This is a genomic window from Streptomyces sp. NPDC045287 (genome assembly GCF_056432325.1).
Genome location: NZ_JBWKJG010000012.1, coordinates 190,306 through 205,447, shown reverse-complemented (window position 1 = coordinate 205,447; position 15,142 = coordinate 190,306). Strand labels below are relative to the sequence as shown.

General features: G+C 75.2%; 16 protein-coding genes. 8 read left to right on the top strand and 8 right to left on the bottom strand.

Annotated elements, in window-relative coordinates; all coding sequences use genetic code 11:
* The first annotated feature begins 40 nt into the window (after positions 1–40).
* Positions 41–724 carry a uracil-DNA glycosylase gene (gene ung, locus AC07D6_RS21140; protein ID WP_315878170.1) on the top strand — a complete coding sequence of 228 codons (684 nt, stop codon included), beginning with the start codon at positions 41–43 and terminating at the stop codon, positions 722–724.
* A gap of 616 nt (positions 725–1,340) precedes the next feature.
* Complete coding sequence (locus AC07D6_RS21135; protein WP_479046496.1) at positions 1,341–1,871, top strand: hypothetical protein; 531 nt, start codon at positions 1,341–1,343, stop codon at positions 1,869–1,871.
* Positions 1,872–1,902: 31 nt separating this feature from the next.
* Here AC07D6_RS21135 and AC07D6_RS21130 read toward each other — a convergent pair whose 3' ends face one another.
* Positions 1,903–2,355: a hypothetical protein gene (locus AC07D6_RS21130; RefSeq protein WP_479046494.1), complete on the bottom strand. Its 453-nt coding sequence runs from the start codon at positions 2,353–2,355 to the stop codon at positions 1,903–1,905.
* A gap of 122 nt (positions 2,356–2,477) precedes the next feature.
* Here AC07D6_RS21130 and AC07D6_RS21125 point away from each other — a divergent pair, with 122 nt between their 5' ends.
* The gene (locus tag AC07D6_RS21125; protein WP_479046492.1) at positions 2,478–3,386 is read left to right on the top strand and encodes a Gfo/Idh/MocA family protein; all 909 of its coding nucleotides are present in this window, start codon (positions 2,478–2,480) and stop codon (positions 3,384–3,386) included.
* Here AC07D6_RS21125 and lnt read toward each other — a convergent pair.
* The 4 genes from lnt to AC07D6_RS21105 form a co-directional block, all read right to left on the bottom strand.
* Complete coding sequence (gene lnt / locus AC07D6_RS21120; protein WP_479046489.1) at positions 3,307–4,914, bottom strand: apolipoprotein N-acyltransferase; 1,608 nt, start codon at positions 4,912–4,914, stop codon at positions 3,307–3,309. The genes AC07D6_RS21125 and lnt overlap by 80 nt on opposite strands.
* Positions 4,915–5,286: 372 nt before the next feature.
* A complete protein-coding gene (locus AC07D6_RS21115) occupies positions 5,287–5,478 on the bottom strand; it encodes a hypothetical protein (RefSeq protein WP_479046486.1) in 192 nt (63 codons plus the stop codon).
* 73 nt (positions 5,479–5,551) lie between these two features.
* Entirely contained in the window at positions 5,552–6,424 is an 873-nt protein-coding gene (locus AC07D6_RS21110) for an undecaprenyl-diphosphate phosphatase (RefSeq protein ID WP_479046483.1), read from the bottom strand.
* A gap of 104 nt (positions 6,425–6,528) precedes the next feature.
* Positions 6,529–7,245: a TVP38/TMEM64 family protein gene (locus tag AC07D6_RS21105; RefSeq protein ID WP_315878163.1), complete on the bottom strand. Its 717-nt coding sequence runs from the start codon at positions 7,243–7,245 to the stop codon at positions 6,529–6,531.
* Between the two features lie 325 nt (positions 7,246–7,570).
* Here AC07D6_RS21105 and tuf point away from each other — a divergent pair, with 325 nt between their 5' ends.
* Positions 7,571–8,749, top strand: coding sequence for an elongation factor Tu (gene tuf, locus AC07D6_RS21100; protein ID WP_479046479.1), 1,179 nt, complete (start codon positions 7,571–7,573; stop codon positions 8,747–8,749).
* A gap of 29 nt (positions 8,750–8,778) precedes the next feature.
* Positions 8,779–9,624: a spermidine synthase gene (locus tag AC07D6_RS21095; protein WP_479046476.1), complete on the top strand. Its 846-nt coding sequence runs from the start codon at positions 8,779–8,781 to the stop codon at positions 9,622–9,624.
* 19 nt (positions 9,625–9,643) lie between these two features.
* On the opposite strand, the gene AC07D6_RS21090 is transcribed toward AC07D6_RS21095, so the two are convergent.
* Entirely contained in the window at positions 9,644–10,966 is a 1,323-nt protein-coding gene (locus AC07D6_RS21090; RefSeq protein ID WP_479046474.1) for an MFS transporter, read from the bottom strand.
* Positions 10,967–11,032: 66 nt separating this feature from the next.
* The gene (locus AC07D6_RS21085; protein ID WP_479046472.1) at positions 11,033–12,082 is read right to left on the bottom strand and encodes a DUF8017 domain-containing protein; all 1,050 of its coding nucleotides are present in this window, start codon (positions 12,080–12,082) and stop codon (positions 11,033–11,035) included.
* A 94-nt stretch (positions 12,083–12,176) separates the two neighbouring features.
* On the opposite strand from AC07D6_RS21085, the gene AC07D6_RS21080 reads away from it, so the two are divergent.
* Positions 12,177–12,629 carry a DUF4442 domain-containing protein gene (locus AC07D6_RS21080; protein ID WP_479046470.1) on the top strand — a complete coding sequence of 151 codons (453 nt, stop codon included), beginning with the start codon at positions 12,177–12,179 and terminating at the stop codon, positions 12,627–12,629.
* Between the two features lie 178 nt (positions 12,630–12,807).
* Positions 12,808–13,491, top strand: a complete 684-nt coding sequence (locus AC07D6_RS21075) for a DedA family protein (protein WP_315878157.1) — start codon at positions 12,808–12,810, stop codon at positions 13,489–13,491.
* Positions 13,492–13,529: 38 nt separating this feature from the next.
* Here the strand turns inward: AC07D6_RS21075 and AC07D6_RS21070 are convergent, their stop codons facing one another.
* Positions 13,530–14,066, bottom strand: a complete 537-nt coding sequence (locus AC07D6_RS21070; protein ID WP_315878156.1) for a gamma carbonic anhydrase family protein — start codon at positions 14,064–14,066, stop codon at positions 13,530–13,532.
* Positions 14,067–14,206: 140 nt separating this feature from the next.
* On the opposite strand from AC07D6_RS21070, the gene AC07D6_RS21065 reads away from it, so the two are divergent.
* The gene (locus AC07D6_RS21065; RefSeq protein WP_315878155.1) at positions 14,207–14,950 is read left to right on the top strand and encodes an acyltransferase; all 744 of its coding nucleotides are present in this window, start codon (positions 14,207–14,209) and stop codon (positions 14,948–14,950) included.
* Positions 14,951–15,142: the final 192 nt, after the last annotated feature.

Sequence of the window (15,142 nt, the reverse complement as noted above, 5' to 3'; positions counted from 1 at the left end):
TCTGTGATCGACAAGCGATCCCACACCGGAGGTTCTCGACGTGACCGACACCGCCATGCTGCCCGAGTCCTGGCGCGGCGTCCTCGGCGACGAACTGCAGAAGCCGTACTTCGAGCAGCTCACCGAGTTCGTCGAGGAGGAGCGGGCCAAGGGGCCGGTCTACCCCCCGCGGGACGAGGTGTTCGCCGCGCTCGCCGCCACCCCGTACGACAAGGTCAAGGTCCTCATCCTGGGCCAGGACCCGTACCACGGGGAGGGCCAGGGGCACGGTCTGTGCTTCTCCGTCCGGCCGGGCGTCAAGGTCCCGCCGTCCCTGCGGAACATCTACAAGGAGATGCACGAGGAGCTCGGCCACCCCATCCCGGACAACGGCTACCTCATGCCGTGGGCCGAGCAGGGCGTCCTGCTGCTCAACGCCGTGCTGACCGTCCGGGCCGGCGAGGCCAACTCCCACAAGGGCAAGGGCTGGGAGAAGTTCACGGACGCGGTCATCAGCGCCGTCGCCGCCCGCCCCGACCCCGCCGTGTTCGTCCTGTGGGGCAACTACGCGCAGAAGAAGCTGCCGCTCATCGACGAGACGCGGCACGCCGTGGTGAAGGGCGCCCACCCGTCGCCGCTCTCCGCGAAGAAGTTCTTCGGCTCCCGCCCCTTCACGCAGATCAACGCGGCCGTCGCCGCACAGGGCCACGAGCCGATCGACTGGCGCATCCCCGACCTCGGCTGAGCGGCGGACCGCCGGGCCGCCCCGGCCCCGGCCCCCGGTGGCAGGAGCCTTTGCGCCGCCGGCGGTCCGTGAAGGATGGCGCCGGGCAGCGGTGCACCGCGACCGCCGGTGGCCGGCCGGGGCGGTGCCTCTCCACCACTGGCCACCGGCCGGGGCGGGGCCCCTCCACCGCTGGCCGGGGCCTCCCCACCACTGGCCGGGGAGGCCGGGCGAGGACCCGCCACCGCCCGCGCCCACCACGACCGGGCGCGCCGCGCGCCCGCTGAGGGCCTCCCGGCGAGGAGCGCCGTACGGGTGTGTCCGCGGCATCGGTCGTGCCGCCGTACCCGTCCCGGCCGTCGAGGGGGTGGCGCTGCGGGCGACGCCACGCCGCCCCGGGGCCGCGTCCGCCGGGGGCCTGCCGGTGAAGGGCGTCGTACGGGTGGTGCCCGCGGTACGTGGGCGTGCCGCCGTACGTGCCTTGGCCGTCGCGGAGGCGGTGGCGCGGGCGACGGCACGCCGCCCCGGGGCCGGAGCCGCGCACGCCGGGGTCCGCGCGGCGGGGTCGGCTGCGTCTGCCCGGGATCGGCCGCCCCGGCGGTTAGCGTCGGGGTACGACGACGAGGGAGGCCGGCACATGGCGGACGACGACGCGGTCACGACCAGCACCGCGGACGACGGCGCGCTCACGACCAGCATCGGCCAGGCGGCGATGCTGCTGCACGGGGGAGACCGCGAGGAGGCCCGCAACCGGTTCCACGCGCTGTGGGAGCGGCTCGGGGCGGACGGGGACCCCCTGCACCGCTGCACCCTGGCCCACTACATGGCGGACGCCCAGGACGACCCCGACGCCGAACTCGCCTGGGACCTGCGTGCGCTGACCGCCGCCGAAGCCCTCGGCGAGGAGCTCGGCGAAGTACCCGGCGAAGCGCCCGACGGGACGCGGCCCGCCCGCCGCGACACGGCCGCCGCCCTGCGCGCCCTGTACCCGTCGCTCCATCTGAACCTCGCCGCCGACTACCTGGGGCTGCGCCGTCCGCACGACGCGCGCGTGCACCTCGACCGGGCCCGCGCGGCCTCCGCCGCCCTCGGCGGCGACGGGTACGGCGCGGGCGTCCGGGCCGCCATCGACCGGCTCGACCGCCGCCTGCGCGAGAGCGGCGCCTGACCCGCGCCGCTTCCGGAACCCCGGCCCGGCGTCAGCGGCGCGCCGCCCCCCGGCACGGGAAGGGCCCGGCACCGCCCGGGCGCCAGGCACCGTGCCGCTCCACCAGCCCGCACACGTCCGGTACGCCGACCGCCGACCGCATCGGCACCGGTACCGGCACCGGCGCGGCCGGGCGCACCGTGAGGCGGGCCCGGGGCCGCGCCTCGGCGCCCTTCGCGCCTCCCTCGTCCGCCCGGGGCCGCACCGCCACCGGCCGGGGGGACGGCACCGTCACGGGGGCGGTGCTCTCCAGCGCCTCGCGCGGACGCTCCTCGGCCACCAGCGGCACCGGCTTCCGCGACGAGTCCCCCGCCGCCGGAGAGGGGGCGGGGCCGGAGTCGGGCGACACCGACACACAGCCCGACAGCGCCGCCGCCGCCACACCCATCAGGACGCACAGCGCCCCGCCGCTCCCGCCGAGCCTGCCTCTCGCTCTTTCTCGCACCGGCACACTGTGCCGCCCGGGGCGCCCGCGGCACCGTTCGTACCGGCGGTTACCGCACGCACGGGTGAAGTACTCCACACGTATGCTGCGGGGCGGACGGCACCACGTGAGAGGAGACCCCCGTGAAGGTGGGCTGCATCGGGCTCGGAGACATCGCGCAGAAGGCGTACCTCCCGGTACTCACGACCCGGCCCGACGTCGAGCTGCACCTCCAGACCCGCACCCCCGCCACCCTGGAGCGGGTCGCGGACGCCCACCACATCCCGCGGGAGCGCCGCCACACGGACCTCGACGCACTGCTCGCCGCCGGGCTCGACGCGGCGTTCGTGCACGCCCCGACGAACGTCCATCCCGAGATCGTCACGCGGCTGCTGGAGGCCGGCGTCCCCACGTACGTCGACAAGCCCCTCGCGTACGAACTCGACGAGTCCCGCCGCCTCGTGGAGCTCGCCGAACGGCGCGGGGTGTCCCTCGCCGTCGGCTTCAACCGCCGCCACGCGCCCGCGTACGCGCAGTGCCGGGAGCACCCGCGCGAGCTGATCCTCATGCAGAAGAACCGCGTCGGCCTCCCCGAGGAGCCCCGCACCCTCGTCCTCGACGACTTCATCCACGTCGTCGACACCCTGCGCTTCCTGCTCCCGGGGCCGGTGGAGCACACCGACGTCCGCGCGCGCGTCCGCGACGGGCTCATGCACCACGTGGTGCTCCAGCTCTCCGGGGACGGCTTCACGGCCATCGGGACGATGAACCGCGTGAGCGGCTCCACCGAGGAGGTCCTGGAGGTATCGGGGCAGGACGCCAAGCGCCAGGTCGTCAACCTGGCGGAGGTGATCGACCACACGGGCCTGCCGACCGTGCGGCGGCGCGGCGACTGGGTGCCCGTCGCCCGGCAGCGCGGCATCGAGCAGGTCGCGCTCGCCTTCCTCGACGCCGTACGGGCGGGCGAGGTGCTCAGCGCCCGCGACGCCCTGCGGACCCACGAGCTGTGCGAGCGGGTCGTACGGGACTGTCTGGAGCAGGCGTCCGCCTGACCGCCCGCGCCCCGGCGGCGCCCGCCGCGCCCGCGAGGACGGCGAGCGCCGCCCACAGGGGCCAGTCGCCGAACCGTACGTACGGCGTCGTCGTGTCGGAGAGCGGAACGTCGTAGACGGCGGCCGCGCCGCGGTCCGTGCCGAGCGGGTCCCCGATCCGGGCGCCGTCCGGCCCGTACACGGCGCTCACCCCGGTCAGCGTCGCGTGCACCACCGGCCGGCCGGTCTCGGCCGCGCGCAGCGCCGCCAGCGACGCGTGCTGCCCGGGCGCCCAGCTCTCCTGGAACGTCGACGTCGCCGACTGGGCGACCAGCACCTGCGCGCCGTCACGCGCCAGGCGGCGGCTCATGTCGGGGAACGCCGACTCGAAGCACACGAGCGGACCCACGAGCAGCGTCCGCTCCCCGCCGCCCCCGGCCGCCATCACGACCTGCGCGGTGCCGCGCCGCCGGTCCTCGTCGGCGGCCCGGCCCACCGACGTCGCCCACCCCAGTACGGCCCGCGCCGGGACGTACTCGCCGAACGGCACCAGCCGCATCTTGTCGTACCGGTCCCCGGTCGGGCCGCCGGGGCCCACGAGGACACTGCTCTTGTAGATGCCCGGCAGGTCCGAGCGGCGCGCGTCGACGTTCACCAGGACCTCGGCGCCGACGTGCCGCGACAGCTCCGCCAGCCGGTCGGCGAGGTCCGGCCGGGCCGCCAGGTCGGCGCCGACGCTGCTCTCGCCCCACACGACGAGGTCCGCGTCCCGCCCCGCCAGCGAACGGGTCAGCTCCTCACCGCGGGAGAACCGCGGCCCGGGGCCGTCCGGCCCGCCGACCACCCCCGGCTGGACGACCCCGATCCGCGCCGTGCCCACCGGCTCCGGCGGCGACGGCCACATCCACGCCGTACCCGTGGCGACCGCGCACACCGCCAGCGCCGCGACCGCGGCCGTACGTACGGGAGGCACCGCCACGAGCAGCGCCACCGCCGTGTTGACCGCCACCACCAGCAGCGTCACCAGCCACACCCCGCCCAGCGCCGCCACCCGCAGCGCGGGCGCGACCTGCCACTGACTGGCGCCCAGCAGCCCCCACGGACCGCCCAGCCCCTCCCAGGACCGGACCGCCTCGACCATCAGCCACCCCGACGGCACCACCGCGCACGCGGCGACCGCCCGCCCCCGCGACCCCGACGCCCCCGCGAACGCCCACCGCACCAGCCACCCCCACGGCGCCCACAGCAGTCCCAGGAGTGCCGCCAGCACCAGGATGAAGACGTGCAGGCTCGGCATCAGCCAGTGGTGCACGGCCAGCACGAACCCCGTCCCGCCCAGCCACCCGTCGAGCGCCGCCCGCCGCCCGGTGGGCGCGGCGCGGACCAGCAGCAGCCACGGCACCAGCGCCACGTACGCCAGCCACCACAGGGACGGCTCCGGGAACGCCAGGGCGGGCAGCGCGCCCGCGAGGACGACGGCCGCGCCCCGCCCCCACCGCGACGACCGCGGCCGCGCGGCCACCTCACCGTGTCCGGCTCGCAACCGCATCCGCGCCTCCTCGCCCGGGGGTCTGGAACTCCAGTGTGGCGGAGGAGATCACTCCACGGACAGTGCGCCCGGCGCGCGCCCCGCACTTCCCGGCGCGACGGCGAAGGACGAGAGCCTGCTCAGGGCCGGTCCGGGGCTTCGGCCACACGCTTCACACGGGGTGTGAAGGGGACACGCGCGGACACCGGTCGCGCGCCCTCCCGCGGGGCGCGCGGGTACGGCACTGTCGTGGGTACGGACCGGGCCGGAAGGCGCCCGGGACCAGGGGCCGCCGGTCGCCCCCCCTTTTGCCGGCGGCCCCCCTCGGCCTTCTCTCGATCTTCTCGTGCGGGGCGGCCGTCCGTACGGGACGGCGGGGCCGGGCGGCGGGCGCTACGCGGCGGTGCCGACGTCGCCCTGCTGCGCGGCGGCCCACTTCAGGATGAGGGCCTGGTAGATCCGCTGCTCGTCCGCCGACAGGCGTCCGCCCGAGCGCGCCCACAGCTCGCGGATCGCCCGGTTCAGGGCGTCGGCGTCGGGGACGGGCACGGTGGGATCGAAGGGGTCGAACGCGGGCTTGGACATGCGACCAGACTAGTGCGCACATCGGACGATCCGCTGTGACCCGCCACGCACCGTGACGATTCCCACGGCGGCGTCAGTGCGTCGGCTGACCCGCGTCGGGGCTGAGGACCCCCAGCCAGATCAGGGCGAACAGCACCAGACCGAGCGCTATCCGGTAGATCACGAACGGCATGAAGCTCTTGGTAGTGATGAATTTCATGAACCACGCGATGACCGCGTAGCCCACACCGAACGCGATGACCGTCGCGAAGACGGTGGGCCCCCACGACACGTGGCCCTCGCCCACGGCCTTCAGCTCGAACACGCCCGAGGCCAGGACGGCGGGGATGGCCAGCAGGAACGAGTAGCGGGCGGCCGCCTCGCGCGTGTAGTTCATCAGCAGACCTCCGCTGATGGTCGCGCCCGACCGGGAGACGCCCGGGACCAGCGCCATCGCCTGGCACAGGCCGAAGATCAGGCCGTCCTTGACGCCCAGGTCCCGCAGCGTCTTGCGCTCCCGCGCCGCCCGGTGCCGGCCGCCCTCCTGCGCGCGGGCCGCCATCCGGTCGGCCACGCCCAGGACGACGCCGAGCACGATCAGGGTCGTGGCGATCAGCCGCAGGTCGCGGAACGGACCCTCGATGTGGTCCTTCAGGGTGACGCCCAGCACGCCGATCGGGATCGACCCGACGATCACCAGCCAGCCCATCCGGGCGTCGTGGTCGGAGCGCATCGACTTGTCCGTCAGCGACCGGGACCACGCCGACAGGATGCGGCCGATGTCCTTGCGGAAGTAGATCAGAACGGCCGCCTCGGTGCCGATCTGAGTGATCGCCGTGAAAGCGGCACCCGGGTCCTGCCAGCCCGCGAAGGCGGCCGTGAGGCGCAGGTGGGCGCTGGAGGAGATCGGGAGGAACTCCGTCAGCCCTTGGACGAGTCCGAGGATGAACGATTCGAACCAACTCATGGGGCCAGGGCCGTCCCGAAATGTGCGTATGCGGTCGTTGGGGTCGGTGCAGCGTACCGCTTCACGGTGAACGGACGGTGATCATCCGGTGTCGCGGAGCGGTGTCAGGACGCGGGCGCCGACCGCAGCCGGTGCCGCTTGCGCCAGGCCACGACCGCCCCGGCGGCCACGCTGACCACGATGAACCCGGCCGACAGGAGGAAGGCCGGAGAGGTCGGCGCCGCGGCCTGGCTCCCGGCGACCACGTACGCCGCCGTGTTCGGTACGCAGCCCAGCCCCGTCCCCAGGAGGAACGGCGCGTACCCCATGCGCGAGATCGCCGCGCCGTAGTTGGCCGCGGCGAACGGCACCCCGGGGAACAGCCGGATCGCCAGCGTCGACCGGAACCCGTGCCGGCTGAGCTGCCCGTCCGCCGCCTCCGCCCAGCGCCCCCGCAGCAGCGGGCGCAGCGCGTCCCGGCCCAGGGCGCGGCCGAGCGCGAACGCGACGCCCGCCCCCAGGACGGTGCCGGCGACGGCCGCGGCGAGTCCCGCCTGCGCGCCGAAGAGGGCGCCCGACGCCAGGTTCAGCACGGGGCGCGGCACGAACGCGGCGGCGCACAGCCCGTACGCGACCCCGAACAGCACGACGGCGCCCGCGCCGCCGACCTGCTGCGGCCAGCCCCCGTCCGCGAGGAGCCGGTGCGGCTCGTACGCCACGACCACCGCCCCGGCGCCCGCGAGCAGGCAGACGAGCAGCGTCAGCCGCGACCAGGGGGAGAGGAGGACGCGGGAGCGGCGCGGGGCGAAACCGGCCCGGGGCCGGACGGCGGGCTCGAACATCCCGGGAGCGTAACCGACGGCGCCGCGGGCCCACCGTGACCGGCGCCGCACCCCGGGCCGCGTCCCGGGCGGGCGAGCGCGGCCGGGACGCGGAAAACCACTCGACGCGCACGGTCCGCCACGGCAGGATCGTGCGCATGTTCCGGTATGCCTTCCTCGCAGCGTCGTCCGCGGTCGCGGACGCGCCGAAGGCTGCCGCCATCGTCCTGGACGGCGCCCGAAGCTGACCCTTCCCGGATCGTCCGGCGGACCCCGCAGGGGGAGGGTCGGCAAGGCCGAGGGGTCCCCATCGTCGCTTCGAGTTCCGGAGAGGAACCGTCCCGTCATGTCCAAGACGGCCTACGTGCGCACCAAGCCGCACCTCAACATCGGCACCATGGGTCACGTCGACCACGGCAAGACCACCCTCACCGCGGCCATCACCAAGGTCCTCAGCGAGCGCTCCGACGGCGCCACCCCGTACGTCGCGCTCGACCGGATCGACCGGGCGCCCGAGGAGGCGCGGCGCGGCATCACCATCAACCTCGCGCACGTCGAGTACGAGACCGACACCCGCCACTACGCCCACGTCGACATGCCCGGCCACGCCGACTACGTCAAGAACATGGTGACCGGCGCGGCCCAGCTCGACGGGGCCGTCCTCGTCGTCTCCGCGCTCGACGGGATCATGCCGCAGACCGCCGAGCACGTCCTGCTCGCCCGCCAGGTCGGCGTCGACCACATCGTCGTCGCCCTCAACAAGGCGGACGCGGGCGACGACGAGCTCACCGACCTGGTCGAGCTGGAGGTGCGCGAGTTGCTCACCGCCCACGGCTACGGCGGCGACTCCGTCCCGGTCGTCCGCGTCTCCGGGCTGAGGGCCCTGGAGGGCGACCCCCGCTGGACGGCGTCGATCGAGGCGCTGCTCGACGCGGTCGACACGTACGTGCCGACGCCGGTGCGGTACGTGGACGCGCCGTTCCTGATGCCCGTCGAGAACGTCCTCACCATCACCGGGCGGGGCACCGTCGTCACCGGGGCCGTCGAGCGCGGCACCGTACGCGTCGGCGACCGCGTGGAGGTGCTCGGCGCCGGCGCGGCGGAGACCGTCGTCACCGGCGTGGAGACGTTCGGCAAGCCGATGGACGCCGCGCAGGCCGGCGACAACGTGGCGCTGCTCCTGCGCGGGGTGCCGCGCGGCGCGGTCCGCCGCGGCCACGTGGTGGCCGAGCCGGGCAGCGTCGTGCCGAGGCGGCGCTTCACGGCGCGGGTGTACGTCCTGTCGGCCCGCGAGGGCGGCCGGGCGACCCCCGTGTCGACCGGCTACCGGCCGCAGTTCCACCTCCGCACCGCGGACGTGGTCGGCGACGTCGACCTGGGCGAGGCGGCCGTCGCCCGGCCCGGGGAGACGGTCACCATGACCGTCGAGCTGGGGCGCGCCATGCCGCTGGAGCCGGGCCTCGGCTTCGCGATCCGCGAGGGCGGCCGCACGGTCGGCGCGGGCACCGTGAGCGAGCTGCTCTAGCGCCGCGGTCCGGCTGGGAGAATGGGGCGGTGAACGAGCCCGTACCCGTACTCCGCGCCGTCGACGGCGGCACCGCCAAGCTCATGCCGGACATCGACCGGGAGCGGGCCTGGCTGCTGACCGTCGACGGCGCGCCGCAGTCGTACGTCGACCTCGACGACCCGACGCACCTGGAGTTCGAGTACGCGCGGCGCCTCGCCCACGTCGTGGACGCCGCCGCCGGCGAGGGCGCCCCGCTCGACGTCGTCCACCTCGGGGGCGGCGCGCTGACCCTGCCCCGGTACGTCGCGGCGACCCGGCCCGGCTCCCGGCAGGACGTCGTGGAGGCGGACCGGGCGCTGCTCGCGCTGGTCGCGGAGCGGCTGCCCGTGCCGGACGGGTCGGGGATCGCCGTGCACGGCGCGGACGCGCGGGCGTGGCTGGAGGCGGCGCCCGCGCGCTCGGCGGACCTGGTGGTGGGGGACGTGTTCGGCGGCTCGCGGGTGCCCGCGCACCTCACGTCCGTCGAGTACGCGCGCGAGGTGGAGCGCGTCCTGCGGCCGGAGGGGTGTTACGCGGCGAACCTGGCGGACGGGGCGCCGTTCGCGTTCCTCCGCTCCCAACTGGCCACTTTCGCCGCCGTGTTCGGGGAGCTGGCGCTGATCGCCGAACCGGCGGTGCTGCGGGGGCGACGGTTCGGCAACGTGGTGCTGGTCGCCTCGCACGCGCCGGTCGACACGGCCCGGCTGGCCCGGTGGGCGGCCGCCGACGCGTTCCCCGCGCGCGTGGAGCACGGGCCGGCCCTGGCGCGGCTCACCGGCGGCGCGGCGGTGGTGCGGGACGCGGACGCCGTGCCGTCGCCCGAGCCGCCCGGCGGCGCGTTCGGCATCGGCTGACGGCCGGCGCCGCGAGGCACTAGGCGGTCGTCGTTCCGGAGGCCGTCCCGGAGGCCGCCCCGGTCGGCTCCCGCGGCCGGTCCGCCGGGGCCGGGGCCGGCCCCGTACGGCGCGTCAGGTTCCGCACGTCCGGGACGAGCAGCACCAGCGCCGTCACCAGCACGATCAGCGCGGCACACCCCCACAGCGCCCGCGACCGTCCGAACAGGTCCGCCACCGGGCCCGCGACCGCCGTCGACAGGGGCAGCATCGCGGTCGAGCCGAACCAGTCGTACGCGGCGACCCGCGACAGCTTCTCCTCCGGGATCTCCTGGTGCAGCGAGGTCATCCATGCCACGCCGAACACCTCGATCGCCACCCCGGACACGAACATCACCGCCGCCAGGCCGCCCGCCGGCAGCGGCACGGCCAGCGCCGCCGACGGCAGGGCCAGCGGGAACACGCACAACGTGCCCACCAGCAGCAGCCGGCGCGGCTTCCAGCGCATCATCAGCAGCGCGCCGCCGAGCGTGCCCACGCCGAACGCGGCCAGGGCCAGGCCCCACGGCCGCGCGCCGCCCAGCGACTCCTGCGCGACCAGCGGCCCGTACACGGACTCGGCGGCGCCGACGACGGCGACGACGACGGAGAACTGCGCGACGACCGCCCACAGCCAGGGGCGGCCGACGAACTCGTCCCATCCCTCGCGCAGGTCGGCGAGCAGACCGCCCCCGGGGACCCGCTCGGGGACGTGGCTCACGTCCAGGAACGCCCGCAGCGCGCCCGCCACGGCGAACGCCACCGCGTCGACGGCGAGCACCCAGCCCGGCCCGAACGCGGCGACCAGGGCACCGCCGAGCGCCGCCCCGCCGATGGCCGCGCCGCTCATGGCCATGCGGAACAGCGCGAAGGCGCGGCTCGCCTGCTCGCCGCCGACGCTGGACATCAGCATGCCCTCGGCGGCCGGGTTGAAGAACGCCTGCCCCGTGCCGCACAGCGCGGTCAGCAGCATCATCTGCCACAGCTGTGCCCGGCCGGTGAGCACGAGGGCCGCGAAGACCGCCTGCGAGACGCAGTTGAGGGCGTTGGCGGCGACCATGACGCGGTGCCGGGGCAGCCGGTCCGCGAGGGCTCCGCCGACGAGGAGGAAGAGGACGAGCGGCAGCGTGCGGGCCGCGGCGACCAGGCCCACGTCGCCGCCGTCGCCGCCGGACTCCAGCACCGCGAACGCCGCCGCCACCAGGGCGCCGTGGGAGCCCAGGTTGGTGACGACGGCCGCGGCGGTCAGCAGGACGTAGTTGTGCCCCGCCCACTCCGGGCGGCGGCCGGGGCGGAGGCGGGAGGAGGAGGCGGGGGTCTTCACCCCCGGACTATCTCCGGTGGAGACCCCCGTGGACAAACGGATTGCCCGTCAGGTCCGGCCGACGCCCTACGAAGTGGTCTCGGCCAGCCGGACGGTGCTGAGGATCTTCCGGATCGTCTCGTCCGGCACCTCGTCCTTGATGCCCGTGTTCGCGTACATGACCCAGGAGACGAAGTCGCCCTTGGCGTTCTTGAAGGAGAACGCGAGGGACTTGCCGTCCGTGTCGCACTTGTTCTCGTGCTTCGTGTTGAGGGCGGTCGCCGTGGCGATGTGGCCGCTCAGACCGGACTTCGTGGTGTACGGCACGGCCTTGGTGATCTTGACGGTGCCCTTGGGCTCGGTCTGCGCGTACCCCGCCCACACCCAGCTGCCGGCCTCGTTGTACGCGGCCTCGGCGGTGTCCTTCGCGCCCTGGCCGCCCTTCGTGCCGGCCGTGGCGAGGCTCCACTTCTCGGCGGTGCCGTCCTTGTCGTCGTCGTACGTGCACCACTCGCTCTTGTAGCGGCCGGGTGCCGACATGGTGACGACGGGCGAACCGTCGCCGGCCTTCTCGTCCTCGAAGCCGGTGGCCATGCCCGAGCCGAGCGCCTCCCAGTCCGGCGGGATGTCGAAGAGGGTGTCGCGCTTCGGGTTGTGGACGACCTTCCAGCCCGGGACGGACGGCTTGGGCGCCGCCGAGCCGTCCCGCGGGTTGCCGGAGGGCGACTGCGCCGGCTGCTCGACCGGCGCCGACGGCGCGGACGCGCTCGCGGACGGCGACGAGCCGCCCCGGGCGGCCGGCTGCTCCTCGTCCCCGCCGAGGACCAGGTAGCCGGTCACGCCGGCGGCGGCCAGGACGACGAGGGCCGCGACGGCCGCGACGACCGCGGTCCCCTTCCCGCCGCCGTCCGGCGGCACCGGCGAGCCGGGCGGCTGCCCGGGCACCGCGTACTGCGGCACGGTCGGCTGCTGGTACGGGTTCTGCTGCGGATACCCCGCCTGCGGGTAACCGGGCTGCTGGTACCCCGGCTGTTGGTAGGGGTTCGGCTGCTGGTACCCCGGCTGCTGATAGGGGTTCGGCGCGTTCTGGTCCTGCGGGTTCTGCTCGCCCCCGGGCGGCTGCTGTCCTGGCCACATGGGCTGTAACCATAGAGGGGAGGGGTGACGGGTGCCACGTCCGGTCCCGTACGGAGGGTTCACGCCGAAACTACTGCCTGGTAACTTCGGGCGCATGTCCGACACGATGCCGAACATCGGCGAGAAGCTGCTGGCCACCGTCCCCATGGCCAGGACCCTGAACCTGGAGGTCGTCGAGGCGACCGCCGAGCGCGCCGTGCTGCGCCTGCCCGACCAGGAGGACTTCCACAACCACGTCGGCGGCCCGCACGCCGGCGCGATGTTCACGCTCGGCGAGTCGGCCAGCGGCGCCGTCGTCATCGGTGCCTTCGGGGACCAGACGGGCCGCGCCGTCCCGCTCGCCGTCAGGGCGGAGATCGGCTACAAGAAGCTCGCCATGGGCGCCGTCACCGCGACCGCCACCCTGGGCCGCCCCCGCGAAGAGGTCGTGGCCGAGCTGGACGCCGGGCGGCGCCCCGAGTTCCCCGTCCGCGTCGAGATCACGCGCGAGGACGGCGCCGTCACCGGTGAGATGACCATCACCTGGACGCTGCGCCCCCGCGCCTGACCGGCCCGGCCCGTCGTAGGTCCGCCGCCCCGTCGTACGGCCCGCCCGGCGCGGGCAACCCCGCCGGGCGGGCCGGCGTCTCCTCCCGTGGCCCCGGCCCGCGCACGGGCCGGGCCTCCCCGTGACCCGGTAGGCTGCCTGGCCCCAGAGGTCACTCGTCGATACGGAGGAACCGGCGTTGCACGTCCAGGAGTGGCTCGAGACCGTCCCCGCGGTCAGCATCTACATCCTGGTGGGTGTGGTGATCGGGCTGGAAAGCCTCGGCATCCCGCTGCCGGGCGAGATCGTCCTCGTCAGCTCCGCTCTCCTCGCCTCCCAGCACGGGGACATCAACCCGTACGTCCTGGGGGCCTGCGCCACGGCGGGCGCGATCATCGGCGACTCGATCGGCTACGCCATCGGCCGCAAGGGCGGACGCCCCCTGCTGGCCTGGCTCGGCGGGAAGTTCCCCAAGCACTTCAGCGAGGCCAACATCGCGATGGCCGAGCGGTCGTTCGAGAAGTGGGGCATGTGGGCCGTCTTCTTCGGCCGGTTCGTCGCCCTGCTGCGGATCTTCGCCGGGCCGCTGGCGGGCGTGCTGCGCATGCCGTACTGGAAGTTCCTCGTCGCCAACGTCTTCGGCGGCATCCTCTGGGCGGGCGGCACCACGGCGGTGGTCTACTCCGTGGGCGTCGTCGCCGAGGCGTGGCTGAAGCGGTTCTCCTGGCTGGGCCTCGTCCTCGCCGTGGCGGTGGGCGTCACCTCGATGCTCGTCCTGAAGCACCGCGCCAGGAAGGCGACCGAGAAGGCCGAGGCCGAGCGCGCCGCCGCGGCCGCCGGGCCGCACCACGACCCCGTCCCCGCCGCGGCCGCGGCCGACTGACGGGGACGGCGCCGGGGCGTGCGCCGCGGGGGTACCGGTCAGGTCCCCGCGGCGTGCGCCTCGCGGTGTGCCCGGGCCAGGTCCCCGTACATCGCGGCGTTCACCTTGATGCCCTGGCGCTCCTCGTCCGTCAGCTGCCGCCTGACCTTCGCGGGGACGCCCGCGACGAGCGAGCCGGGCGGGACCCGCATGCCCTGCGGGACGAGTGCCTGCGCGGCGACGAGGGAGCCCGCGCCGATGTGCGCGCCGTTGAGGACCGTGGCGCCCATGCCGATCAGGACGTCGTCCTCCACCGTGCAGCCGTGCAGGACGGCGTTGTGGCCGACCGACACGCGCTCGCCGACCGTCACCGGGAAGCCGGGGTCGACGTGCACCGTGCAGTTGTCCTGGACGTTGCTGTCCGCGCCGAGGACGATCGGACCGCAGTCCGCGCGCAGCACGGCGTGGTACCAGACGCTGGACCCCGGCCCCATCACGACCTCGCCGACCACGACGGAGGTGGGCGCGGCGAAGGCGGTCCTGGCCACCTCCGGTTCCTTGCCGCCCACGGCGGTGATCAATGGCCGTTCCGTCATTCCGTTGCTCCCTCGTGCGCTGGGGTTCGTCGTCGCGCCCGGGGGAACCGTAGGCCACCGCGCGCGCCGCTTCGTCGGTGGGGCGAACATCACAGCGTCGCGCACTGACCGGCGGTCGACCCGGCCACTACCGTGGCCGGGTGCCCAGGAACAGAAACATGTTCTCCTTTTCGCCGCTCGCCGCGTGGCGCCGCCGCGTGCTCTCCGCCGCGGTGCACCGCGGCTGGCGCTGGGTGCAGGAGACCGGTTCCGTCACCGCCGACCGCCCCGGGCCCCTGAGGTTCCGCCGGATCGGCGCCGGCACCCGGCTCGCGTTCCCGCAGGGCACGGTCTTCGGCGAGGCGTGGATCGAGCTGGGGGAGTGCTGCATCATCGGCGAGCAGGTGACGCTCAGCGCCGGCATGCTGCCCGGCCTCGACCTCGGCCCCGACCCGGTGGTGACCCTCGGCGACGGCGTCGTCCTCGGGCGCGGCAGCCACGTCGTGGCGGACGCGCCGGTGGCCATCGGCGCGAACACGTTCTGCGGACCGTACGTCTACATCACCTCGACCAACCACAGCTACGACGACCCGCACGAGCCGATCGGCCGCCAGTGGCCGCGCTCGGCGCCCGTCGAGATCGGCCCCGGCTGCTGGCTCGGCACCGGCGCGGTGGTCCTCCCCGGGGCCAGGATCGGCCGGAACGTCGTGGTCGCCGCCGGGGCGGTCGTCCGCGGCGAGGTGCCCGACCACGCGGTCGTCGCCGGGGCGCCGGCCCGCGTCGTACGCCGCTGGGACCCGGAGGGCGGCTGGCAGCCCCCGCTGCGCACGCCCCCGCCCGTACCGATCCCGGAGCACGTCACCGCCGCGCAACTGGCCGCGCTGGCGCACGGGGAAGGGCGCTGAGCGGAGCGGCACCGGCCCCCGCCGCCCCGGTCGGCCGCGGGACCCGCGCCCGTCGCCCCGCCCGCCGACCAGCCAGGCGCCACCCCGCCGACCAGCCCGGCGCCACCCCGCCGGACCGCCTGACTGGCCCCTCTCCTGCACGGACGCCCAGTATGGAGGGTGAGGTGTGATGGCGAAGTGTCCAGCGAAGGC

Excerpts from the sequence above, each read along its gene's own strand:
- AC07D6_RS21135 (WP_479046496.1), top strand. The coding sequence starts at position 1,341 with ATGGCGGACGACGACGCGGTCACGACCAGCACCGCGGACGACGGCGCG.
- lnt (WP_479046489.1), bottom strand. The coding sequence starts at position 4,914 with ATGCGGTTGCGAGCCGGACACGGTGAGGTGGCCGCGCGGCCGCGGTCG.
- AC07D6_RS21115 (WP_479046486.1), bottom strand. The coding sequence starts at position 5,478 with ATGTCCAAGCCCGCGTTCGACCCCTTCGATCCCACCGTGCCCGTCCCC.
- AC07D6_RS21110 (WP_479046483.1), bottom strand. The coding sequence starts at position 6,424 with ATGAGTTGGTTCGAATCGTTCATCCTCGGACTCGTCCAAGGGCTGACG.
- AC07D6_RS21105 (WP_315878163.1), bottom strand. The coding sequence starts at position 7,245 with ATGTTCGAGCCCGCCGTCCGGCCCCGGGCCGGTTTCGCCCCGCGCCGC.
- tuf (WP_479046479.1), top strand. The coding sequence starts at position 7,571 with ATGTCCAAGACGGCCTACGTGCGCACCAAGCCGCACCTCAACATCGGC.
- AC07D6_RS21085 (WP_479046472.1), bottom strand. The coding sequence starts at position 12,082 with ATGTGGCCAGGACAGCAGCCGCCCGGGGGCGAGCAGAACCCGCAGGAC.
- AC07D6_RS21080 (WP_479046470.1), top strand. The coding sequence starts at position 12,177 with ATGTCCGACACGATGCCGAACATCGGCGAGAAGCTGCTGGCCACCGTC.
- AC07D6_RS21070 (WP_315878156.1), bottom strand. The coding sequence starts at position 14,066 with ATGACGGAACGGCCATTGATCACCGCCGTGGGCGGCAAGGAACCGGAG.